We start from the raw sequence: 23928 nt of genomic DNA, 5'->3' as shown, positions 1-23928 counted from the left end.
ACGGATGAAAATTGCCTTAATCGCACATGACCAAAAGAAAAATGATATGGTTTCGTTTGCATACGCATATAAACCAATTTTTGAAAAACATGAACTTTTTGCAACAGGAACGACAGGACTTCGTATTATGGAGGCAACTGGTTTAGTTGTAACAAGATATCAATCTGGTCCTCTTGGTGGCGATCAAGAAATTGGTGCAATGATTGCAAAAAATGATATGGATATGGTGATTTTTTTTCGGGATCCACTAACAGCGCAGCCGCATGAACCGGATGTCAATGCGCTACTTCGTTTATGTGATGTATATGCTATTCCATTAGCAACGAATATGGCAAGTGCTGAAATGTTAATGCATGCATTAGAGCGAGGAGATTTAGATTACCGAAAGTTAAGAAAATGAGGGGAACAATTATGAGTGGATTACATATATTAGCGTTTGGTGCTCATGCCGATGATGTTGAAATCGGCATGGCAGGTACTATTGCAAAATATACGAAGCAAGGATATGAAGTAGGCATTTGCGATTTAACAGAAGCTGACCTTTCTTCAAATGGAACGGTAGAACTGAGGAAAGAAGAAGCGCAGGCTGCAGCTCGTATTATGGGAGTAAATACGAGAATTAATTTGGCGATGCCAGACCGTGGTTTGTATATGAAAGAAGAATATATACGTGAAATTGTAAAGGTTATTCGTACATATAAACCAACGCTAATTTTTGCACCATATTATGAAGATCGTCATCCAGACCATGCGAATTGTGCGAAACTTGTGGAAGAAGCTATCTTTTCAGCAGGAATTCGTAAATATATGCCTGAACTTCCACCGCATCGTGTAGAGTCTTTTTATAATTATATGATTAATGGTTTTCATAAGCCGAATTTTTGTATAGATATAAGTGAGTACCTTTCTAAAAAGGTCGAAGCGTTAGAAGCGTATGAAAGTCAGTTTTCAACAGGGAGTGATGGTGTTAAGACGCCATTAACTGACGGATACGTTGAAACTGTAATCGCTCGCGAGAAGATGTTTGGGAAAGAAGTTGGAGTGAAGTATGCCGAAGGGTTTATGAGTAAGAAGCCGCTTTTATTACATGCTGATTTAATAGGGGGATGTAAATGAAATTGAAAATAGGTATTACATGTTATCCTTCTGTAGGTGGTTCTGGGGTTGTTGGAACGGAATTAGGAAAACAATTGGCGGAACGTGGGCATGAAATACACTTTATTACATCGGGTGTACCATTTCGGTTGAATAAAGTGTATCCAAACATTTATTTTCATGAAGTAACAGTAAATCAATATTCGGTATTTCAATATCCACCTTACGATTTAGCATTAGCAAGTAAAATGGCCGAGGTTGCTCAAAGAGAAAATCTTGATATTTTACATGTGCATTATGCAATCCCACATGCTATTTGTGCATATTTAGCAAAACAAATGATTGGGGAGCGTATTAAAATTGTTACAACCTTACATGGAACAGATATTACTGTGTTAGGTTCCGACCCTTCGTTAAATAATTTAATTCGATTTGGTATTGAACAATCTGATGTTGTTACCGCGGTATCGCATTCGCTAATCGAAGAAACGCATGAGGTTGTAAAACCAGATAAAGAGATTCAGACCGTATACAATTTTATTGATGAACGCGTATATTTTAAGCGTGATATGTATCAGTTAAAAAAGGAATATGGTATACAGGAAACTGAAAAAGTACTAATTCACATTTCAAACTTCCGAAAAGTTAAGCGAGTACAGGATGTTGTTCATTCATTCGCTAAAATTGTTAAGGAAGTGGATGCAAAGTTGCTTCTTGTTGGGGATGGACCAGAATTCTGTACGATTTTACAGTTAGTGAAAAATTTACAGATTGAAGATCGTGTCTTATTCCTAGGAAAGCAAGATAATGTTGCAGAGCTTCTTGCGATGAGCGATTTAATGTTACTTTTATCAGAAAAGGAAAGCTTTGGTCTTGTTTTATTAGAAGCAATGGCGTGTGGTGTACCTTGTATCGGAACGCGGGTTGGAGGTATTCCAGAGGTCATTCAACATGGTGAAACAGGATACATATGTGAAGTTGGAGATACAGACGGCATAGCTAAGCAAGCAATTCAACTACTAGAAAATGAAGAGCTTCACCGTAATATGGGAGAGCGAGCAATGAAATCTGTATATGAGCAGTTTCGTTCAGAAAAAATCGTTTCACAGTACGAGGCAATTTATTATGACATACTAAGGGATGACAAGAATGGAAAGATTTAAAAAAGCTAGTTCAATTATTGAAGCGCTAAAACAGCAAGGACATGAGGCTTACTTCGTTGGTGGAAGTGTACGCGATCTCATTATCGATAGACCGATTGGAGATATCGATATTGCAACATCAGCTTTACCAGAAGAAGTAATGGCTATTTTCCCCAGACATGTTCCGGTTGGTCTTGAGCATGGAACTGTAATTGTTGTAGAAGATGGTGAACCGTATGAGGTAACAACTTTTCGAACAGAGAGCGAATATGAAGATTTTCGGAGACCTAGTAGTGTTCAATTTGTCCGTTCATTAGAAGAGGATTTAAAACGACGTGATTTCACGATGAATGCAATTGCAATGACAGAAGAAGGCGAAATGATTGACTTATTTGCTGGGCAAGAAGCAATTCGACTGAAAGAAATTGCAACAGTTGGAAATGCTGCAGACCGTTTTCAAGAAGATGCACTGCGAATGATGCGTGGTATTCGATTCGTTAGTACGTTAGGCTTTGCTTTGGAAACAAAGACGAAACAAGCAATTGAAACGTATGGGCATTTGCTCGAACATATTGCAATTGAAAGAATTACAGTAGAATTTGAAAAATTGTTGACTGGTACATATTGTGCGAAGGGGCTTCACGAGTTAGTAGAAACGAAGTTATTTTCTCATCTCCCATATTTACAAATGTCAGAAGAGAAATTATTAAAAGCTACGCAATATAAATGGGATTCTTTCGAAACAGACGTTGAGGCATGGGCATTTTTCTTATATTGTATTGGGGAAGAACATCCTTCTGTCTTTTTACGACAATGGAAGTTTTCAAATAAAAAAATTAAAGATATTGTAGCAGTTCTATTAGCAATCCGTTTTAGAAATAAGGCGGAATGGAATGCAGTCTTTCTTTATAAAACTGGGATTCACATCGCAGTAATGGCGGAGAGAGTATATGAAGCGATAATAGAAAGTTATGGTAGCTCGTCTGTTAAACAAGTGGAAACATTATTTGAGTCATTACCTATAAAGAGTCGCCAAGAAATGAATGTGACGGGAAATGATTTATTAATTTGGGCAGATAAAAAGCCAGGCCCTTGGGTTGCAGAAATGCTTCAAAAAATTGAAGAATCTATCGTAGAAGGAAACTTAGCTAATGAGAATGAGAATGTAAGGGAGTGGCTACAAAGATGCAATCTACTATAAGAAAGCAGTTATTGCAAGTTTTTTCTGAAGCAGATGGTGAATTTGTATCTGGTCAAACGCTAAGTGATAAACTTGGTTGTTCGAGAACCGCTGTATGGAAGCATATGGAGGATCTTCGTAATGAAGGGTATGAACTGGAAGCTGTACGCCGCTTAGGTTATCGGATTGCTAGTAAACCTGATAAGGTAACTGCTAATGAGATTCAATTAGGATTACAAACAGAGCGTATCGGTAGAACGGTTTATTTTGAAGAATCAGTTGAATCTACTCAGCATATTGCAGCAAGACTTGCTTATGAAGGAGCAGAAGAGGGAACAATTGTCGTTGCAGAAGAACAAACAGCAGGTAGAGGACGTTTAAGTAGAAAATGGTATTCTCCAAAAGGCACAGGGATTTGGATGAGTATTATTTTGCGTCCATCTATTCCAGTTCATCATGCACCACAGCTTACTTTATTAGCAGCTGTTAGCGTAGCGCAAGCCATTGAAAAATGTACCGGTGTAAATGTAGGTATAAAATGGCCCAATGACATATTAATTCAAGGGAAAAAAGCTGTCGGTATACTAACGGAAATGCAAGCTGATCCGGATAAAATTAATGCTATTATTATGGGGATTGGCATTAATGCAAATCAGAAACAAGAACATTTTGATGAGGAAATTCAGCAAATTGCAACTTCGTTAGCAATTGAGTCGGGTAAGCCGATTGTTCGTGCGGAAGTTATGCAACAAATTTTCTTACAACTAGAGAAATTGTATGAAGAGTATTTAAGAAATGGCTTCTCTGTTATTAAAATTCTTTGGGAAAGTTACGCAGTGAGTATCGGAAAAGAAATTACAGCTCGAACGATGAAGGAAACGATTACTGGGATAGCAAAAGGGATTACGGACGATGGTGTATTGGTACTTGAGGATCATCAAGGACAAGTGCATCACATTCATTCTGCTGATATAGAAATTAAGTAAAAGAAGTTCCAAATTGGAACTTCTTTTACTTATCGGACATTTGTAAATTTCACATATCGTAATGAAAGTAGAAAATTATTTTTTCGAAAAAGTGTAGCAATTCCTTTTCTTAGTTTGCTATAATTAGTTCGAATATGGGCAGTATCAAAGCGAACTGCACCATTATTTAAAGCAGTATGAAAAAATAATAATTTGGATTCTGCCTTGATCCAATAACGGACTGGGACAGAGGGATGAATAATGCCGACTAACACACAACCCTTCTGCCCTTTTATGGCCAGAGGGGTTTTTTATATGATTTCGGCCATCTCCTCTCTCCTGCATAAAGGAGGAGTAGTTTTTGAAAACAAAAACAGATTTTTTGAAAATGAAAGAGCAAGGTGAGCCGATTACAATGCTAACGGCGTATGATTATCCATCTGCTAAATTAGCAGAAGAGGCTGAAGTTGATATGATTTTAGTTGGGGATTCTCTTGGGATGGTTGTACTTGGATATGATTCAACGGTTCCAGTAACAGTAGAGGATATGATCCATCATACGAAAGCTGTACACCGCGGAGCGAAAGAGACGTTTATTGTAACTGATATGCCTTTTATGTCTTATCACGTATCATTGCAAGATACGATGATTAATGCACGCCGCATCGTTCAAGAGAGCGGGGCACATGCATTAAAAGTAGAAGGTGCTGGAGAAGTTATATCGACTATTCACTACTTAACGAATGCGGGAATCCCTGTCGTGGCACATTTAGGTTTAACTCCTCAATCTGTAGGAGTTCTAGGTGGGTATAAAGTACAAGGAAAAGATGCTGAAAGTGCAAAGAAATTAATAGAAGATGCAAAGAAATGTGAGGAAGCTGGTGCGATAGCGCTTGTGTTAGAGTGTGTGCCAATGCAGTTAGCAGAACTTATTTCAGAGCAATTAACAATTCCTACAATCGGAATTGGAGCAGGACGGAAAGTAGATGGGCAAGTACTTGTTTATCACGATCTTATCTCGTATGGCGTAAAACGTGTTCCGAAATTTGTGAAGCAATATACGTCTGTTCAAGAGGAGATTGTGCGAGGGATTTCGCAATACGTTGCTGAAGTAAAGACAGGGCAATTTCCTGAAGAAAAACATTCGTTCACAATGAAAGAGGAAGAATGCTTAGCGTTATACGGGGGAAAACAATAATGAAAATCATAACAAAAGTGCAAGAGATGCAGCAAATTACGAGCGAACTTCGTGCAAGTGGAAAAAGTATTGGCTTTGTTCCAACGATGGGGTATTTACATGAAGGGCATGCTACTTTATTACGTAAGGCAAGAGGAGAAAATGAAATTGTAGTTTTAAGTGTATTTGTAAATCCATTGCAATTTGGACCAAATGAAGATTTAGATCGATACCCTCGTGATATTGATAGAGACGAAAGTGTAGCGAAAGAAAATGGTGTTGACTATTTATTTTATCCGAGTGTAGAAGAGATGTATCCAGCAGAACAAACAACAACAGTAGAGGTTGTGAAACGTACGGACGTATTATGCGGCAAACAAAGACCTGGTCATTTTGCTGGTGTTGCTACTGTACTAATGAAACTATTTAATATTACAACGCCAACTCGTGCTTATTTCGGTATGAAAGATGCACAGCAAGTTGCTGTAATTGAAGGGTTTGTAACTGATTTTAATATTCCAGTTACGATCGTGCCAGTTGATATTGTAAGGGAAGAGAATGGATTAGCGAAAAGTTCTCGTAATGTGTATTTATCACAAGAAGAACGTGAAGAGGCTTCTCATTTATACCGCAGTCTATGTATAGCGAAGGAACGAATTGAGGCAGGCGAACACAATCCAGAAATCATTATGAATCTTGTGAAAGAGCATATTGAGAAGTATACGAAAGGCACTGTAGATTATGCTGATTTATATGCATATCCTTCATTGACAGCAATAGATAAAATTGAAGGACGAATCATTTTAGCAATTGCAGTTAAGTTTGAAAATGTACGATTAATTGACAATATAACATTAATGGGGAAATAGGGGGAGCAGCTATGTTTCGCACAATGATGAGAGCAAAGTTACATCGCGCAACTGTAACGGAAGCAAATTTAAATTATGTAGGTAGTATTACAATTGATGAAGATTTAATGGATGCGGTAAATATTATAGAAAATGAAAAAGTACAAATTGTAAATAATAACAATGGAGCTCGATTAGAGACATATGTTATTAAAGGAGAACGCGGTAGCGGCGTTGTTTGTTTAAACGGTGCAGCTGCAAGGCTTGTACAACCAGGTGATAAAGTTATTATTATTTGCTATGGTTTAGTGGCAGAAGAAAATGTTCATAAACAAGAACCGAAAATTGCAGTACTAGACGATCATAATCAAATTATTGAAATGTTAGGTGCTGAAAAAGCTAGCACGATATTATAAGTAGGAAAGCTATCTCTATTAAGGAGATAGCTTTTTTCTGTATCTTTTCATTAAGATGAGATAAAACGTGGTATAGTAACAATATATGAATTTTGTTGTTTGAAAGGTAAGAAATTGAGGTGTTACATATATGAGTAAGCGTTATGTCGTTGTTGATTTAGAGACGACAGGGAACTCCTGGAAAGATGGGAAGGATAAAATCACCCAAATTGCAGCTGTTGTAGTAGAAGATGGAGAGATATTAGAAATTTTTTCATCTTTTGTTAACCCGAAGAGAGAGATTCCCCTATTTATTACAGAATTAACAGGGATTGATGAAGATCTAGTAAAACAAGCCCCGTTATTCCGAGATGTAGCCCCGATGATTGTTGAGCTATTACAAGGTGCGGCTTTCGTTGCGCATAATGTTCACTTTGATTGGAATTTTTTAAATGAAGAATTAAGGCAGGCTGGATATACAGAAGTACATTGTCCTAAAATCGATACAGTTGAATTGGCGCAAATTCTTTTGCCGACAGCCGATAGTTATAAATTACGTGATCTAGCCAAGAAACATGAATTAGAGCACGATCAACCGCATCGTGCGGATAGTGATGCTCTTGCAACAGCGGAGTTGTTTTTACAATTTTTAAATGAAATTGAAAATTTACCACTTGTCACATTACAATCGCTTTATGAATTAAGTGATGTTTTCCAAAGTGATATAGCTGATGTGCTTTCTGAAAATATTTTAAAGAAAATGATGCATGGTAAAGAAGAGGCAGAGGGGTATGAAGTGTATCGAAATATTGCACTTCGAAAGCGGAATTATTCCTTAAGTCTAAGTGAAACATGCTCATCTAAATTTGATGCTTTCTTACATAAGACAATGGATAAACTTGAATTGAACATGCCAAAGTTTGAAAAAAGAGAAAGCCAACAGCTTATGATGAAGGAAATATACACAGCTTTAAGAGACTCCAGGTTTTCACTTATTGAGGCCGGAACAGGTACGGGGAAGACTCTTGCATATTTACTTCCAAGTATTTATTTTGCAAGGAAAAAAGAAGAACCTGTCATTATAAGTACACAAACTGTACAACTGCAACAGCAAATACTTGAAAAAGAAATTCCGTTATTACAAAAAATAATGCCATTTTCATTTGAGGTGGCTCTTCTGAAAGGAAGAAAGCACTATCTTTGTTTACATAAATTTGAATATGCTTTGCAAGAAGAAGAGAAAAATTATGATATGGCGCTTACGAAGGCGAAAATTTTAGTGTGGTTACTGCAAACTGAAACTGGCGATCGTGATGAATTAAATATTCCTGAGGGCGGAAAGTTGCTGTGGAATCGTATTTGCAGTGATGCATATAGCCCGGGCGGAATGCAAAGTAACTGGTTTAGTCGTTGTTTTTATCAGCGAGCGAAGAATAAAGCATTATTTGCAGATATTGTTATTACAAATCATGCGTTATTATTTCAAGATTTTTCAAGTGAAGAGCCACTGTTTGCTTCATGTGAACATATTATTTTTGATGAAGCTCATCATATTGAAGAAGCGGCTAGTAGAACATTAGGTGAACAGTTCTCATGTATGTATTTTCAATTAGTTTTATCTCGTCTTGGTACGCTAGAAACAGATGATGTGCTGTCCAAAGTATATACAATGATGAAAAGATCAGAGCAAGCCTCTCGTTCGATTTTTCGTATGATGAGTCATAGTTTGAAGGAACTGAAGTTTGATGCTGATGAACTATTCCAAATGTTACGTGCTTTCATATTTAAACAAACAAAGCAAGAACAAGGAGCGAGTAATATGCCGCTCGTTTATCGATATAACACGGAAGTGGAGCACGGTAAGTTATGGGATAGTATTACTGAATTAACAAATCGTTTTGTATATGAGTTAAGAAAATTAGTGACTACACTTGAGAAACAAGTTGATATACTGCAAAGTAAATTAGAGTGGGAGATGCATGTTGTTACAGGTGAATTTATGCATCTAATTGAGTTGTTGAGAAAGATGGCACAAGCTTTACAATTACTCATATTAGAAAAAAATTCATACGTGACATGGATGGAGACCGAAACGAAGGGGACGATTCATTCAACAGTTTTATATGCGCAGCCTGTTCATATTGGTGAAAGATTTGCTGATGAATTTTTAACGCAAAAAAAGAGTGTTATTTTCACATCAGCAACGCTAACAGTTAACGATACATTCGACTATATAAAAGAGGAGCTAGGCTTACATGACTTTGCTCCAAATACATTAAAGGTTCCGTCGCCGTTTCATTTTGAAGAACAAATGAAATTAATGGTTTCAACGGATGTACCTTTTATTAAGCAAGTTAGTAATGAGGACTATATTGAATCCGTATCGGAACATATTGCAAAAATAGCGAAGACTACAAAAGGTAGAATGCTCGTTTTATTCACTTCGTATGAAATGTTAAAAGAAGCGTATACGCATTTGAAAAATGATGATGCATTAGAAGGATATTTATTGCTAACACAAAGTGTGAATAATAGAAGTCGAAGTCGCTTAATTCGTAAATTTCAGGAGTTCGACAAATCGGTTTTATTAGGAACAAGCAGTTTTTGGGAAGGGATAGATATTCCAGGAGATGCCTTGAGTTGTCTTGTTATTGTCCGTCTCCCATTCACACCTCCTCATCAGCCGATGATGGAAGCGAAAGGTGAGTGGTTAAAAAATCAAGGAGAAGACGTATTCGATAAGTTAGCGCTCCCGCAAGCGATATTACGTTTCAAACAAGGATTTGGTCGTCTTATTAGAACAAATACAGATACGGGAACGGTATTTGTGTTAGATCGTCGCTTGACAAGCTCTTCCTATGGAAAACGATTCTTACAATCAATCCCGACTGTCCCGCTCTATGAAGGACCGTTAGAAGAATTGTTAGAGCAATTAGAAGAACGGCCAAATAAATAAAAATTGGAAGAAAAATACGCCTGAAGTACATTTAAACTTCAGGCGTAAAAAATGTGGGTAGGAGGAATTTTATTTTTCTTACTTCTTGTATACAAAATGTATTGCTTTTCGATTTGAAACCTTTTTTTGCTGTACATGTCCTGCTATAATAGATGGGTGATGAAGCAGGGGTTGTAAAGAATGTACTCTTATTGTAACCGCATTGCGTTCTTCTATAATTAGAAATTTTTGTGTAACGGAGGAGTTTTTTCATGGAGAAGAAAATTGAAGCACTATCAACGACGCGTATTAAATATTCGTCTGATTTGTATAAAATTGTTGATAGCTTGAATCGTACGTTAAAAGAGCAAGACCTCATGTTCGGATTAGCATTAGACGAAAAAGACAAAGAAACAGCTGTATTTACGATTTACAGAACGTAGTGATACAATGAAAAAGTGGATCTTTGCAATCATTATCGTTATCGTTGCTAGTGGAATATATGGGGCATATGTTTATAATAAAGCGATGGAAAATAAAATTCCAAAAGAATCAAAGGTTGTAGAAATTGCAAAAGAAAAGGCAAAACTTACAAAAGTAAAATCTGTTGATTATTTTAATGGAAAATCTTCATATACCGTCGTACAAGGTACAGATGAAAAAGGAGAACAAATCATTGTTTGGGTGCCTGAGAAAAAAGGAGATACTATAATAAGAAAAAAGAGCGAAGGTATTTCTGAAAAAGAAGCTATACAAAGAACGGTTGAACAGGTCGACGATGGAAGTAAAGAATCAAAAAGCAAACCGAAAGAAATCTTAAAAGCAAAATTAGGCGTTGAAAACAATATACCATTATGGGAAGTTACATATATTGATGATGAAAATCGTTATAGTTACTACTATCTTGAATTTAAAGATGGCAAGTTTTTAAGACGATATAGCATTGAAAAATAGATGTAGGGGGAACCGCAAATGAAATTAGCAAAGCGAGTAGCTGCTTTAACACCGTCTTCAACTTTAGAAATTACAGCAAAGGCACAAGCATTAAAAGCGGAAGGTCATGATGTAATTGCATTAGGGGCAGGAGAACCTGACTTTAATACGCCAGAACATATTATGGAAGCCGCACATAGAGCGATGTTAGAAGGACATACGAAATATACACCAACAGGTGGATTACAATCGTTAAAACAAGAAATCGTTAAGAAATTTACTCGCGATCAAGGGATAGCGTATGATCCATCTGAAATTATTGTATGTAATGGTGCCAAGCATGCATTATATACATTATTCCAAGTGTTACTTGATGAAGGAGATGAAGTTATCATCCCAACTCCTTATTGGGTAAGTTATCCTGAGCAAGTAAAGCTTGCTGGTGGTAAGCCAGTTTATGTAGAAGGTCTAGAAGACAATGAGTACAAAATTACAGCAAAGCAGCTGCGTGAGGCAATTACAGAGAAAACGAAAGCAGTTATTATTAATTCACCGAGCAATCCAACAGGAATGATTTACAGCAAAGAAGAATTACAACAGCTTGGAGAAGTATGTTTAGAACATGATATCTTAATCGTTTCTGATGAAATTTATGAAAAATTAATTTATGGTAATGCAGAATATACTTCAATTGCCCAGCTTTCTAATGCATTAAAAGAACAAACACTTATTATTAATGGTGTATCTAAATCTCATTCTATGACAGGATGGCGTATTGGATATGCAGCAGGAAATAAGCAGCTTATTAAAGCGATGACGAACTTAGCGAGTCATAGTACGTCAAACCCTACTTCAATTGCTCAATACGGTGCAATTGCTGCATATGCAGGCTCACAAGAACCTGTAGAAACGATGCGTCAAGCATTTGAAGAAAGATTGAACATTATTTATGATAAATTAATTCAAATTCCTGGTTTCACTTGCATCAAACCACAAGGTGCATTTTACTTATTCCCAAATGTAAAAGAAGCTGTAGCGTTAACTGGATATGAGACAGTTGATGACTGGGCAAAGGCATTATTAGAAGAGGAAAAAGTGGCTCTTGTTCCAGGGACAGGATTTGGTGCACCAAATAACGTTCGACTGTCGTATGCGACATCTCTTGAGCAAGTAGAGAAAGCATTGGAACGAATTCATACATTTATGAAAAGTAAAGTGCAGGCTTAATCGGCTGTTCCTTGTATTAAACACAAAAAAACCTCCCTACATATAGGGAGGTTTTTTTGACGAATTGTGGCAAAAAGAAATAGCTAAAGGTGTGTTATACTAGAGAGCGAGGTGTTTGGTGATGAAAAAGAAAATGATGTTACAATGGTTTGAACAGGGAAGCATAGCGATTCCTAAATTGCTTATGATGCATTATAAAAAGCTAGGTTTAAATGAAACGGAATTTATGGTGGTACTTCATGTACACACATTTTTAGAATCAGGTAATTCGTTCCCGACTCCTTCAGAGATTTCAGAACGGATGACGATAACAGAAATGAAATGTATGGAAGTGATTCAGACATTAATTCAAAAAGGTTTTTTAGCACTAGAAGGTGGGCAAAGATCTGAAGCGATGATGTGTGAAAGTTATTCTTTACAACCACTATGGGAAAAAATATTGCACTTTTTAATGAATGAATCTATAGAAGAAGAGCGACAAGAAAAAAAACAAATTCAAGTAAATTTATATACAGTATTTGAAAAAGAATTTGGAAGACCACTTTCGCCATTTGAATGTGAAACATTGGGAATGTGGGAAGATCAAGATCAACATCATCCGAATTTAATTCAAGCGGCTCTTCGGGAAGCTGTTATGAGTGGTAAACTTAATTTCAGGTATATTGATCGCATCTTATTTGAGTGGAAAAAGAATGGAATTAAAACGGTGGATCAAGCGCAAAATCAAGGCCAGAAATTTAGAGCGAATCAACAACGTACACAACAAACGACAAAACAAGAGACGAAATTTACTGGGAAAGTGCCTTTTTATAATTGGTTGGAGCAGTAATGTAGGAGGAAAGATATGTTGAACAAAACGCAAATTCGTTATTGTCTAGATACAATGGCGGATATGTATCCAGATGCACATTGTGAATTAATTCATGATAATCCATTTGAACTTGTAATCGCAGTGGCATTATCTGCGCAATGCACAGATGCACTTGTAAATAAAGTGACGAAAAACTTATTTCAAAAATATAAAACACCAGAAGATTATTTAAGTGTGCCTTTAGAAGAATTACAACAAGATATACGTTCAATTGGATTGTATAGAAACAAGGCAAAAAACATTCAAAAATTATGTCAAATGTTACTTGATGATTATAACGGAAAAGTTCCAGAAGACCGTGACGAGCTGACGAAGTTACCAGGTGTAGGGAGGAAGACAGCGAATGTAGTTGTTTCGGTTGCGTTTGGGATTCCAGCAATTGCTGTTGATACGCATGTAGAGAGAGTGAGTAAGCGCTTAGCGATTTGCAGATGGAAAGATTCAGTATTAGAGGTGGAAAAAACGTTGATGAAGAAAATTCCAATGGATGAATGGGGAGTGACGCATCATCGTATGATATTCTTTGGACGTTATCATTGTAAAGCGCAACGTCCACAATGTGAAAAGTGCCCGCTATTAGATGTATGCCGTGAAGGGAAAAAGCGGATGAAGGGGAAATAAGGGATGGAGAGAGTTGTAGAAGTGCCGAAAACGTTTCGATATTTACCATTTTTTGAAGAGGATGTAAAATCGATTACGTATCATACTGATCAATCTTTTGAAGAAATAATACAAAATATTTATTTTATATTTGATATAGAAAAACAGTATGAGCCATGGAATGAACTTGAAAAAAGTATTCCAGCGGTGTTAAATACATGGAAAACGAAACAAGACGAAATTGCTACGCTATTTCGAAACAGAAAAAAACAAGAAGCTGAGGGACCGATGATTCTTTTTGCAGCTCACTTGCTATCGGTTGTATATTGGCTAAATGAGCAACCTGTTCATGGTTTGAATGAAATGCAAGTAAATACGAATAAATTGGAAGTACAACCTGTTAATTTTATGGAGCGATATTCATTTATTATCAAGAAACCAAGTAATTATCATTCTTATATTCAATTAGCACAGTTGTATATCGAAATAGAGAAGCTACATGTAAAGAAAATCATAACAAAAAAGAAGTCCATTTCTCGTTAGGAGAAATGGACTTCTTTTATTATGATTCTGTTGTAACAACATTTCCGTCTGCGTGCGGAGTAGTATCTCCTCCGCTATGCGGTTGTTCTTGTTGGTGATTCTGTTGTTCCTGTTGTTTACGCTCTTCTTCAGCTTTCTTTCTAGCTTCTTCCTCAGCTTTTTTCTGAGCCTCTTGTTGTTTACGCTGCTCTTCTTCAGCTTTCTTCTGAGCTTCTTCTTGCTGTTTGCGTTGTTGCTCTTGCTGTTGTTGTTGTTGTTGTTGCTGTTGTTGCTCTTGTTGTTTACGTTGTTCTTCTTCAGCCTTTTTCTTAGCTTCTTCTTGCTTTACCTTATCTTCATTGGCCTTTTTCTGGGCGTCTTCTTCAGCTTTTTTCTTAGCGTCTTCTTCAGCCTTTTTCTTAGCCTCTTCCTCGGCTTTTTTCGCGTCTGGAGTTCCTCCAGGAGCGGTAAAGGATGCACCGACTGCAGGGCTTGTTCCAGTACCTTGTTTCGCTACTACAGAGAAGCTGTAAGTAACACCTGGTTTAATGCCTCCGAGGGTAGCTGTTGTACCACTTACTGATAAGCTACCACTAGTACCGTCAGTAGCTTTATAGCTTGCGGCATATGCATCAACCTCTGATGGTCCAGACCAGTTTAGTGTAACTGTGCTAGACCCATCGAAAGCGACATTAAGGCCACTAGGCGGATCTACTTTAATTTGTTTAACTGCATCTTTTTTTGCACCTTTTACATATAATTCTCCATTTAATTCTTGTACAGAAGAAGGGCGCTCGAAACGAGATTTATCTGTAGCAAATTTGCTCATCATCACTTGGAACATTTGCTGAGCAATTCTAGTAGAACGATCTCCAATGTAATTTTCTTTACTATCTTTTTCGTACCCAGTCCATACAGCCATTGTGTATTGAGGTGTATACCCTGCAAACCAACTATCTCTGTTTGCATCTGCTGGGATGTCATATCTTTCAATAACAGATTTATCAAAGTTTTGTGTTCCTGTTTTACCAGCAACGTCAAAACCGGGAACATAAGCCGTTGGCCCAGTACCGCCACTACCAGGTTTTACAACATCACGAAGTACATCGGTAACCATGTAAGCTGTATAATCGTGCATTGCTCGTTTTTCTTTCGGTTTAAAGCTTTTCTTTTTCCCATCTGGGAAAATAACTTCTTTAACGAAATGAGGCTTATTGTACATACCGTCATTTCCAAATGCTGCATAAGCTCCAGCGACATCTAACGGAGAGCTTTCATTACTACCGATTGCAGTTGATTCAAAAACATCATCATTTTTAAATGTCATGCCTAGACCTTTGGCGAATTCTTTTGACTTATCAAGCCCGACCGCTTGAGCTGTTTTTAAAGCAGGAATATTTAAAGATTTTTTTAGTGCGTCACGTAGGGACACATCTCCTTTATAACTGTTTGTAGCATTTTTAATTTTTGTACCATTAGAGTATGTGTACTCTGAGTCATTTAATTGATGGTACGTAGACCATTGTAGATTTTCAATAGCTGGACCATAGTCAAAAATAGGTTTCATTGTTGAACCGACCTGACGTTTTAAATCGATAGCCATGTTGTGTCCTTTAAATGTTGATTTGTTTTCTTTACGACCGGCACCGACTGCACGAACTTCTCCAGTTTTCGTATCCATAAATACAAATGAACCTTGGAATTGATCATTTGGATATTTAATAAGATTTCCATCCATTATTTTATCTGCATAGTCTTGAGCTTCAAGGTCAATATTTGTTTGAATTGTTAAACCATCAGAGCCAATATTCACATCAGGTATCTCTTTTTCTACTTCTTTGAAAACGGCATCTAAATACGCTTGATATGGCATTTCAGTTGCATCTGAAGACGGAAGAAGTCCCTCTGTTACAGGGATTTGCATTGCGTCATTCATTTCTTGTTTCGTTATATAGCCATGTCGATTCATTAATGTTAATACGACATCACGACGTTTCTTTGCTCGATCAACGTTTTCTTCTTTTGTTGGATCATAAATGTTAGGACCTTGGGGTAAACCGGCGAGCATTGCAGCTTCATGTAATTGTATGTCTTTTAAATCTTTGCCGTAATATTTTTTAGCTGCTGTTGAAATACCATAAGAGCGATTACCTAGGTTAATCTTATTTAAGTACATTTCTAAAATTTCATGTTTTGAATACTGTTGCTCTAACTTATAAGATAAGTACCATTCCTGCACTTTTCTTTTTGCAGTTTTGTCCATCGTTAGAAAATAGTTTTTAACTACTTGCTGTGTAATCGTACTACCACCTTGTGATCCGAAACCACCAGTGACATTTTCCATAACTGCTTTTCCAGTACGTATAAAATCAATTCCATTATGATCGTAGAAGCGAGCATCCTCAGTCGCAAGGAATGCACTTTCCACTACTTTTGGAATTTGATCGTATGTAACATGGGTTCGTTTTTCAGCACCATATTCATAGAAGAAATTTCCGTTTTTATCAAGAAACTTTGTTGATAAAGGATTGACAAGTTTTGATTTGTCTAATTTTGGAGCGTCCTTTACCATAACAAAGAAAGCCGAAACGCCAGCTACGAGACCGACGATACCAAGAAGTAGACAACCTATAAGAAATTTCTTGAAAAAGGAACCTTTTTTCTTTGGTTTTTCTTCTTTATTTGTTTCTTTCGTTTGATTTTTTACATGATTTCGTTCTGTACGAGAACGATAATTATCTGACATTATACTTTCTCCTACCTTTCATTCTCTCCCCAAAAAGCCGAAAAAAGAGCCTTAGTGATGACTCTATCACGAAAAATAAACCGTGTCTAGTACACGGATATAATCAATCCGAGGGTGATAACCGCATGATAATAAAGATCCATGCGCTTCTATTTCTTGTTTTGTAATCGATTTACGTCCACCTGTATTTTGACGATTCCAAAATGCAATAATATGTTTTGAATCTAATAAATAAAGTTCATCAAAAAGTGTAAATTTAATAATAACAAATGCAATTCCGTTATGAGCGATTACTTGCTTCATATGTTCAATTTGATGAAGGTGGAAGTTTTGAAGGGGAAAACTGGTTTTATTTTTTGTTTCTTTCGCTTCAAAATCGATGTATTTCCCTTTGTATACACCGTTGTAATCTGTTGTAGAAGGTTGTTTGAAATACGCTTCTTTTACCACAGCAGCACTTCGAGCGGGGTAATCTACTTTTACAATTTGAAGAGGTGTAGGTTTTTTATGTACGCATGCAATATTATGGGTTAAGTAATATTGATTTGTGTCATTCAATTCCTCTTCAAGGGACATACCTCTATTACTATAAGTATGTTTTTTAACTGGTGTTTTATGAGGGTGTGAAGCTTGATCGTACCTTTTTCCATTTGGGTAACGAATGGTCATATTGTGTCCACTCCCAACTTGTTAAGAATTACTTACAAAGGTGATTATATCAAAAAATGAAAAAAGATGTGACCTTTTTCAAGAAAGGTATGGTACTTATTCATGTTTAGCTGGCACGATTACGAAAAAATTAAACAAAATCGCAATGATTATTTTTGCACAGAAGATGAAAAATCTATAGTTAACAATATTAAGGAGAGAACAGATATAGCTAATGTAGATAATATTTCACGTACACAATCTTACCAAGAATATTATTTGAGAAATAAAGAAATTCGATGGTCTTTTTTAGCGAGTATGGTCTCAAGGAATGGAGGCTGGAACATGACAGATCTAGAAGGAAAGTACTATTCTAATGTTCTATCTCCAACAGTAAAGAAACATTTATTTCTCACGTACGAAAAGGCTAATTGGCTTATTTTCTTAGATGCCTTCCCTCAACTATTACTATATGAGGAAAGTAAAAGGAGATGTGTACCTCTTTTCCAGTTGTTACAATTTTTCAACACATCAATTTTTATGGAAAAAGAATGGATATATTTCTGGGAGAAAAGAGATGTAATAAGGCTAATGACGGCCCTTATTATAAATGAACAAAATATAATTCAAAAACCAGTAATTGAGAATACATATTTTCAAAAACATGTATTTGATACCGCTTTGTTTAAATTTCAAGAAATATTTCATGTTAGTGCAGTTGTTTTTCCAACGGTGGAAGGGAGAATATATGGGTTTTCAGTTTATCAATTTGAAACGTTACAAAAACGTATAGAACTTGGGAAAAAACTAGCTTGGTTATTGTATCATCCAAAGTATAGGGATTTGTTTTATAAATTTACATTGCAAACTAGGCATACAGGATCGAGGATGGATTATGAATGCTACTTAAAGGGAACTAGAAAGTCAGGTACGTCGGCTCTAAGAGATGTGTATACTATTGTTACTCATGAAAAAATAATTGAAAAAGATTGGTTTAGTGAAGGACTAGAAACGAATTCATTATTTTTATTTGAAAAACCTAAAGGGGAAATTAATATAACAGAATGGTATAGAAAGAAGCGAGAGCAAATACATACTCTTTCTATATTAAATAGTTTTGTTAAAAGAATGGATGAATTCATGATATAATTAAAAAGAAGTCCCGCCTTCATTTAGGAAGGCGGGACTTCTTAATTAAAAGTAATATGCTCTATAACAAATTACTTTTGATTCCGCTATTTGCGGGCATTACGGCTTTAACCTCAAAACTTAGCGAAAGCAAACAGGTTGAGCTTAGGTCGGAAAATAGCTGTTTGTAAGAGTCACTCAGATTAAAGTGTCACTTTATGTAGCAGGGAAATTTGGACCATCAAGCTTTGGATTACCAGTCTCAGGTTTGTTTTGTTGTTTGTTTTGATTTTTCTTTTTTTCGTTTTTGTTTTTTGCCATCGTAATACACCTCCTTTTTGTATTGTTACCATTTCTATAAATGGCATGCAAAATGATTTCTTTGACGAATATCAACTAGTTTTGTCATGTGGGCAGGAGTGATCGATAAATCGGCGAAATTACATGACAAAGGAAAGGCAAAGAAGGGGGCGTTTTATTTATGGCGATGGTTCAGAAGGAAGATGTTATGAAAAAAATGGATCAAATGTTAAGTTCTCTCGATTTGCTGGAAATGAATATTGGGATTAGAATAAATCATGCGTTGAAGGATAAGCGTGAAAAAATATGCAATAAGATAGAAATAACAGAAATGCATATCGAGCATATGGAAAATAAATTAGTGCATCACCAAGAAAAAGGGAGTTGGGTAAAGACATTTCAAAACATCGTAGTGAGTGCATAGTAAGGTGGGAATAAAATGGAGTATGAAGCATTAATCCAGTCCTCGGAAAAGTTAATGCAGTATAATGATGAAGCGAATGTGAAAAAAAGAGAAGTTGCTGAGTATGATTTTTATAAGGATATGAAGCCATTTGTTGAAACTGTAGATGAAGAGTTAGAGCTGTGGAAAGACTTAGCTTATAGGTGGATCAAGAAAGAAAGACCTAAGTATATACATGTACAACAAATTGATCAAGTGTACGATAATTTACAAACTAATGTACTACAATGCTTTGTAAATAAGGGAAAAGGTAAACGTTTCTTTGAAACTCATCAAGCTATTTCGTATACTTTGCAAAATATCGTAGAGCAATGTAAGTAACAAGAGGGAAAAACCCTCTTGTTTTTTTATGCCTCTGTTACTGTTGTAGGTTTTGTTGCACCGTTTATTTCTAATTCTCGTATTAATGTTCGGTAATCTGATATACATATTTTTCCTTCTAAATAACAATGTCTTGCAAAGTCTAACAGTTCATTCGAATTTTCTGTGCAATACCCCTTTTTTTGAGAAAACGCTTGTTTTAAATCCCCTAATACCATGTTGATTCCTCCCCCATGAGAATCTTCTTCCTTATTATCATAGCATGGAAGGGCTTTCTTTCTAATTTTTTTAAAAATTTAAACTTCCGACAAAAACAGACAGATACTCCTTCACACATTTTATTTTATAGGTACATATTCTATATGTAGAAACTTATGTGAAGGAGGAGAGAATGCATGTTTCAACAACCTAATGTATATCAGCAAGCAAACCCGTACGCGCAGCAAAATATGTACCAATATAATGAGGATACATATTTAAGATATAATATGTATCCTTTCGAACCTTATTATGGAAATCAAAATTATTATCAGCCATTTGAAGTATCGTTTATGAATCAACCGCAACAAACGCATATGAGTCAGCCGCAGCAAATGTATACGAATCAACCGCAACAAACGCATATGAATCAGCCACAGGAAATGTATACGAATCAACCGCAACAAACGCATATGAATCAGCCACAGCAAATGTATACGGATCAACCGCAACAAATGTATATGAATTCACAATACTACATGCCACCAACTCAATATGGAAATCAACAGGCTATGTTTTATCCACCAAAACAACCATACCCAACAATGAATAAACAAAAGCAACAGCAACCAAGTCAGTTTTCTAGTTTTGTTTCACAATTTAAAACATCAGATGGTAACTATGATGTGAATAAAATGATGAATACGGCTGGACAAATGATGAATGCGATGAATCAAGTGACGGGGATTGTTAAGCAAGTCGGGGGGTTCTTTGGTAAATGATAGTAGGATGTTGTCCGTAATGTATATTATGAATGAAATGCAGCACTAGACAAATTTCCGTGAAATAAATGGGTATATATAACAAGCGGCCTTACCTCCTTTCTCATATTGTAAAGTGTAGTCAGATTTTTTTAATGAGAGAGGAGAGAAAAACTATGCATCATTGTCATCCTTGCTTTGGAGGGCATAAGCCAACAGGACCTATTTGTACAACTGCTCCTGTCATTCATCCGACGAAACAATGCGTAACACATTCTTTTTCAACAACGGTGGTGCCACACATTTTCCCAACGCATACAACACATGTACACCATCAACAAATTAAAAATCAAGGCTTCTTCCCACAAACAAACTCGAACGTAAATGTTGTGGACCCTGGTGATCCAGGATTTGTTGGTGGATTCGGCGGTGGATTCGGTGGTGGATATGGACCATGTGGTCATGGCCATCATCACTATCCTCACCACGGGCATCAAATATCTCCATTTGGACCAGGACCGAATGTATCTCCATTTGGACCAAATATGGGACCAAATGTTGGTGGAATGTTTAAAAAGTAAATGATATGTTAGAACTAGCAAAATGCTAGTTCTTTTTTTGTAATTGGAGTGTTGGTATGAAAGTTGTTGCTGTAACAGGATATAAGCCATTTGAACTTGGAATATTTAAAAATGATCATCCAGGAGTAGAATGTATAAAAAAGGCGTTGCATCGTAAATTAACTGCCTTTGTAGAAGAAGGTTTGGAGTGGGTTATTATAAGCGGCCAGTTAGGAGTCGAGTTATGGGCTGCTGAAGTTGTTTTTGAGATTCAAGTAGAGTATCCGGATTTGAAATTAGCGGTATTTACCCCTTTTTTAGAGCAAGAAGAAAATTGGAAGGAAGATAACCGTGAATATTACGAGCATATTCTTTCGCAAGCAGATCACATTGATAGTATTACGAAACGGAAGTACGAAAGCCCGGAGCAATTTAAATTAAAGAATCAATTTTTTATTGAAAAAAGCGATGCGCTTTTAGCGGTATATGATGAAGAAAAGCCTGGGAGCCCGAAATATATTGTAGAAGCAGCAAAGAAAAAAGGAGAAATAGAAAATTATCACAGTTATTTCATTCTTTTTTCTGATTTACAAGATATAATAGAAGAGGAACAATGGAATAATGCAGAGTAATATGTAATATAGTGCTCGTATATATGATTGACAAAAGACGTTGTTTCTGAAAAAATTTAGTTAATGAAAGTTTTGGCAAAAATTTGAGGTGAAGAAAATGATTTCGGATAAAATTAAATTAACGGCGAAAGATATTTTAGAAAAAGAATTTAAAACAGGTATGAGAGGTTATCAGCAAGAAGAAGTAGATAAGTTTCTTGATATGATTATTAAAGACTATGAAGCCTTTCATAAGGAGTTTGATCAATTAAAACAACAAAATGCTCGTTTGAAACGTGAATTAGAAGAACAGAAAGTAGCGGCAACACAAGCTCCGCAACAACCGGTACAAGCACCAGTTGCACAACCGGTATATAACAATACGAATACGGATATTTTAAAACGTCTATCTAATTTAGAAAAAGCTGTATTTGGAAGCAAGTTATACGAATAATTTAAGGTAACAAAAAGGTTAAAGCATTTTACATAGAAAAAAACATTGCAAAATCTTTTTGTTTCCACTATAATAATGGATGTCATAACGTTTGGGTAATCGCTGCAACGCCAACGTTGTAGAGGAAAGTCCATGCTCGCACGGCCTGAGATGGCTGTAGTGTTCGTGCCTAGCCAATTCATAAGCTAGGGTATTCTGGCTGTAAGGCTGGTTTAACGGCAGGGAAAAAACCTAAGTCCTTTCGGATATGGTTTGACTACCTTTAAAGTGCCACAGTGACGAAGTCCTTGAAGAAATGATAGGAGTGGAACGAGGTAAACCCCACGAGCGAGAAACCCAAATAATGGTAGGGGAATCTTTCCTAAGGAAATCAACGATGGGAAAGGACAGGTTTTTGTAACCTGTAGATAGATGATTGCCACCGGAGTACGAGGCGTGGGCCGTTTGCAGTACAAAGGAACAGAACATGGCTTACAGAACGTTATGAACCAACTATGAAATAACTCAGCTCTCCTTTGTTAGAGGAGGGCTTTTTATTTGTATGAAGTTATAAATAGTAAGTTAAAATGGTAAATGAGAAGATTCTTTGTAATATGTAATAATTAATAGGACAACATGTTATTAATTATTGTTTGATTATACATAAGAGGTGAATGCAAATGGGAAAAGTTACTTTAATTGCAACAGCGGCAATGGGTATTGAAGCGTTAGTTGCCCGAGAAGTTCGCGATCTTGGTTACGAATGTGAAGTGGAAAACGGAAAGGTAACATTTGAAGCGGATGAAAAAGCGATTTGTCGTACGAATTTATGGTTACGTACTGCGGACCGTGTGAAAATTAAAGTCGGTGAGTTTAAAGCAACGACATTCGATGAGTTATTTGAAAAAACAAAAGCATTAAACTGGGGAGATTATATTCCGGAGGATGGAGAATTTCCTGTTATCGGTAAATCATTAAAATCTGAATTGTTTAGTGTTTCGGATTGCCAACGTATTGTTAAAAAAGCGGTTGTTGAAAAATTAAAAACAACATACAAACGCACAACTTGGTTTGAAGAAACCGGTCCACTATTTCGTATTGAAATCGCAATGTTAAAAGATATTGCGACATTAACAATTGATGCGAGTGGTGTTGGGCTTCATAAACGTGGATATCGTGTGGATCAAGGGGAAGCTCCTTTAAAAGAAACGTTAGCTGCATCTTTAATTAAATTAACAAATTGGAAGCCAGATCGTCCTTTCGTTGATCCTTTCTGTGGATCTGGAACAATTCCAATTGAAGCTGCATTAATTGGACAAAATATCGCACCAGGATTTAACCGAGGCTTTGCATCGGATGAATGGGGCTGGGTTGGTAAACAAAATTGGCGTGAAGCTCGTCAAGAAGCTGAAGATTTAGCAAATTATGATCAACCATTGCAAATCATTGGGTCTGATATTGATCACCGTATGATAAGAGTTGCCCAAGATAACGCAGAAGAAGTTGGATTAGGGGATCTTATATCATTTAAACAAATGCAAGTAAAAGATTTCACGACAAAAGAGGATTATGGCTATGTTGTAACGAATCCTCCATACGGAGAACGTTTAAGTGAAAGAGCGCTTGTTGAAAAATTATATAAAGAAATGGGAGAGGTATTCCGCCCATTAGATACGTGGTCAATGTATTTATTAACAAGTTATGAAGCATTTGAGAAGTGTTACGGTAAAGATGCATCGAAGAAGCGTAAGCTGTTTAACGGCTTTATCCGTACAGATTACTATCAATACTTCGGAAAACGTCCACCGCGTAACTCATAGTATAAAACTCCTCCAGCGCGCATATACTGGCTATTATGTAATGCGTAAA

At 36.4% G+C, this 23928-nt stretch carries 28 protein-coding genes and 1 other RNA gene; 24 read left to right on the top strand and 5 right to left on the bottom strand.

Annotation, left to right across the window (positions count from 1 at the left end; genetic code table 11):
• The first annotated feature begins 4 nt into the window (after positions 1-4).
• From U860_RS0102055 to U860_RS0102035, 5 genes are read left to right on the top strand one after another with little or no spacing between them, the layout of a single operon-like run.
• Positions 5-400 carry a methylglyoxal synthase gene (locus U860_RS0102055; RefSeq protein ID WP_025147217.1) on the top strand — a complete coding sequence of 132 codons (396 nt, stop codon included), beginning with the start codon at positions 5-7 and terminating at the stop codon, positions 398-400.
• 11 nt (positions 401-411) lie between these two features.
• A complete protein-coding gene (gene bshB1, locus U860_RS0102050) occupies positions 412-1116 on the top strand; it encodes a bacillithiol biosynthesis deacetylase BshB1 (RefSeq protein ID WP_002171180.1) in 705 nt (234 codons plus the stop codon).
• Positions 1113-2258: an N-acetyl-alpha-D-glucosaminyl L-malate synthase BshA gene (gene bshA / locus U860_RS0102045; RefSeq protein ID WP_025147216.1), complete on the top strand. Its 1146-nt coding sequence runs from the start codon at positions 1113-1115 to the stop codon at positions 2256-2258. The genes bshB1 and bshA overlap by 4 nt, the downstream gene beginning before the upstream one ends.
• Complete coding sequence (locus U860_RS0102040) at positions 2245-3438, top strand: CCA tRNA nucleotidyltransferase (RefSeq protein ID WP_025147215.1); 1194 nt, start codon at positions 2245-2247, stop codon at positions 3436-3438. The genes bshA and U860_RS0102040 overlap by 14 nt, the downstream gene beginning before the upstream one ends.
• Positions 3423-4403, top strand: coding sequence for a biotin--[acetyl-CoA-carboxylase] ligase (locus U860_RS0102035; protein ID WP_025147214.1), 981 nt, complete (start codon positions 3423-3425; stop codon positions 4401-4403). The genes U860_RS0102040 and U860_RS0102035 overlap by 16 nt, the downstream gene beginning before the upstream one ends.
• Before the next feature lie 29 nt (positions 4404-4432).
• On the opposite strand, the gene U860_RS31060 is transcribed toward U860_RS0102035, so the two are convergent.
• Entirely contained in the window at positions 4433-4657 is a 225-nt protein-coding gene (locus U860_RS31060) for a hypothetical protein (RefSeq protein ID WP_240184445.1), read from the bottom strand.
• Between the two features lie 86 nt (positions 4658-4743).
• Here U860_RS31060 and panB point away from each other — a divergent pair, with 86 nt between their 5' ends.
• The 10 genes from panB (at position 4744) to U860_RS0101980 (ending at position 13911) form a co-directional block, all read left to right on the top strand.
• The gene (gene panB, locus U860_RS0102025) at positions 4744-5580 is read left to right on the top strand and encodes a 3-methyl-2-oxobutanoate hydroxymethyltransferase (RefSeq protein ID WP_025147213.1); all 837 of its coding nucleotides are present in this window, start codon (positions 4744-4746) and stop codon (positions 5578-5580) included.
• A complete protein-coding gene (gene panC, locus U860_RS0102020; RefSeq protein ID WP_025147212.1) occupies positions 5580-6428 on the top strand; it encodes a pantoate--beta-alanine ligase in 849 nt (282 codons plus the stop codon). The genes panB and panC overlap by 1 nt, the downstream gene beginning before the upstream one ends.
• A gap of 11 nt (positions 6429-6439) precedes the next feature.
• On the top strand, positions 6440-6823 hold the full coding sequence (gene panD / locus U860_RS0102015) for an aspartate 1-decarboxylase (RefSeq protein ID WP_025147211.1): 384 nt from the start codon (positions 6440-6442) through the stop codon (positions 6821-6823).
• 130 nt (positions 6824-6953) lie between these two features.
• Positions 6954-9758 carry an ATP-dependent DNA helicase DinG gene (gene dinG, locus U860_RS0102010; protein WP_025147210.1) on the top strand — a complete coding sequence of 935 codons (2805 nt, stop codon included), beginning with the start codon at positions 6954-6956 and terminating at the stop codon, positions 9756-9758.
• A gap of 251 nt (positions 9759-10009) precedes the next feature.
• Complete coding sequence (locus tag U860_RS31055; RefSeq protein WP_033795354.1) at positions 10010-10180, top strand: YpmA family protein; 171 nt, start codon at positions 10010-10012, stop codon at positions 10178-10180.
• Positions 10181-10187: 7 nt separating this feature from the next.
• On the top strand, positions 10188-10691 hold the full coding sequence (locus U860_RS0102000; protein WP_025147209.1) for a DUF5590 domain-containing protein: 504 nt from the start codon (positions 10188-10190) through the stop codon (positions 10689-10691).
• An 18-nt stretch (positions 10692-10709) separates the two neighbouring features.
• Complete coding sequence (gene aspB / locus U860_RS0101995) at positions 10710-11897, top strand: aspartate transaminase AspB (RefSeq protein ID WP_025147208.1); 1188 nt, start codon at positions 10710-10712, stop codon at positions 11895-11897.
• Positions 11898-12018: 121 nt separating this feature from the next.
• A complete protein-coding gene (gene dnaD / locus U860_RS0101990) occupies positions 12019-12726 on the top strand; it encodes a DNA replication protein DnaD (protein WP_025147207.1) in 708 nt (235 codons plus the stop codon).
• Between the two features lie 15 nt (positions 12727-12741).
• Positions 12742-13389, top strand: coding sequence for an endonuclease III (gene nth, locus U860_RS0101985; RefSeq protein ID WP_025147206.1), 648 nt, complete (start codon positions 12742-12744; stop codon positions 13387-13389).
• 3 nt (positions 13390-13392) lie between these two features.
• Positions 13393-13911, top strand: a complete 519-nt coding sequence (locus tag U860_RS0101980) for a YpoC family protein (protein ID WP_002171193.1) — start codon at positions 13393-13395, stop codon at positions 13909-13911.
• A 19-nt stretch (positions 13912-13930) separates the two neighbouring features.
• Here the strand turns inward: U860_RS0101980 and U860_RS0101975 are convergent, their stop codons facing one another.
• Together U860_RS0101975 and recU are read right to left on the bottom strand one after the other, a co-directional pair.
• Positions 13931-16636, bottom strand: a complete 2706-nt coding sequence (locus U860_RS0101975; protein ID WP_025147205.1) for a PBP1A family penicillin-binding protein — start codon at positions 16634-16636, stop codon at positions 13931-13933.
• A gap of 66 nt (positions 16637-16702) precedes the next feature.
• Complete coding sequence (recU, locus tag U860_RS0101970; protein ID WP_002171195.1) at positions 16703-17305, bottom strand: Holliday junction resolvase RecU; 603 nt, start codon at positions 17303-17305, stop codon at positions 16703-16705.
• A gap of 102 nt (positions 17306-17407) precedes the next feature.
• Here recU and U860_RS0101965 point away from each other — a divergent pair, with 102 nt between their 5' ends.
• Positions 17408-18433, top strand: a complete 1026-nt coding sequence (locus U860_RS0101965; RefSeq protein ID WP_025147204.1) for a DUF2515 domain-containing protein — start codon at positions 17408-17410, stop codon at positions 18431-18433.
• A gap of 195 nt (positions 18434-18628) precedes the next feature.
• Here the strand turns inward: U860_RS0101965 and U860_RS36940 are convergent, their stop codons facing one another.
• Entirely contained in the window at positions 18629-18808 is a 180-nt protein-coding gene (locus tag U860_RS36940; RefSeq protein WP_081806572.1) for a phage portal protein, read from the bottom strand.
• Between the two features lie 85 nt (positions 18809-18893).
• Here U860_RS36940 and U860_RS0101955 point away from each other — a divergent pair, with 85 nt between their 5' ends.
• Positions 18894-19136: a hypothetical protein gene (locus tag U860_RS0101955; protein ID WP_025147203.1), complete on the top strand. Its 243-nt coding sequence runs from the start codon at positions 18894-18896 to the stop codon at positions 19134-19136.
• 15 nt (positions 19137-19151) lie between these two features.
• Positions 19152-19496, top strand: coding sequence for a YppE family protein (locus tag U860_RS0101950; RefSeq protein ID WP_025147202.1), 345 nt, complete (start codon positions 19152-19154; stop codon positions 19494-19496).
• A 26-nt stretch (positions 19497-19522) separates the two neighbouring features.
• On the opposite strand, the gene U860_RS0101945 is transcribed toward U860_RS0101950, so the two are convergent.
• On the bottom strand, positions 19523-19714 hold the full coding sequence (locus U860_RS0101945; protein ID WP_002171200.1) for a YppF family protein: 192 nt from the start codon (positions 19712-19714) through the stop codon (positions 19523-19525).
• A gap of 177 nt (positions 19715-19891) precedes the next feature.
• On the opposite strand from U860_RS0101945, the gene U860_RS0101940 reads away from it, so the two are divergent.
• The 6 genes from U860_RS0101940 (at position 19892) to U860_RS0101920 (ending at position 23879) form a co-directional block, all read left to right on the top strand.
• On the top strand, positions 19892-20476 hold the full coding sequence (locus U860_RS0101940; RefSeq protein ID WP_025147201.1) for a YppG family protein: 585 nt from the start codon (positions 19892-19894) through the stop codon (positions 20474-20476).
• Positions 20477-20631: 155 nt separating this feature from the next.
• Positions 20632-21036 (top strand): CotD family spore coat protein, encoded by a 405-nt coding sequence (locus U860_RS0101935; protein ID WP_025147200.1) that lies wholly within the window; start codon positions 20632-20634, stop codon positions 21034-21036.
• A gap of 56 nt (positions 21037-21092) precedes the next feature.
• Entirely contained in the window at positions 21093-21647 is a 555-nt protein-coding gene (locus U860_RS0101930) for a DUF1273 domain-containing protein (protein WP_025147199.1), read from the top strand.
• Between the two features lie 97 nt (positions 21648-21744).
• Positions 21745-22080 carry a cell division regulator GpsB gene (gpsB, locus tag U860_RS0101925; RefSeq protein ID WP_025147198.1) on the top strand — a complete coding sequence of 112 codons (336 nt, stop codon included), beginning with the start codon at positions 21745-21747 and terminating at the stop codon, positions 22078-22080.
• An 87-nt stretch (positions 22081-22167) separates the two neighbouring features.
• Positions 22168-22559, top strand: an RNA gene (gene rnpB / locus U860_RS32620) — RNase P RNA component class B.
• Positions 22560-22739: 180 nt separating this feature from the next.
• Positions 22740-23879 carry a class I SAM-dependent RNA methyltransferase gene (locus U860_RS0101920; RefSeq protein ID WP_025147197.1) on the top strand — a complete coding sequence of 380 codons (1140 nt, stop codon included), beginning with the start codon at positions 22740-22742 and terminating at the stop codon, positions 23877-23879.
• Positions 23880-23928 lie beyond the last annotated feature (49 nt).

The organism is Bacillus sp. H1a (assembly GCF_000633475.1).
Classification (GTDB): domain Bacteria; phylum Bacillota; class Bacilli; order Bacillales; family Bacillaceae_G; genus Bacillus_A; species Bacillus_A paramycoides.
Note: the sequence above shows the minus strand (reverse complement) of the source record. Positions and strands in the feature narration are given on the sequence as shown.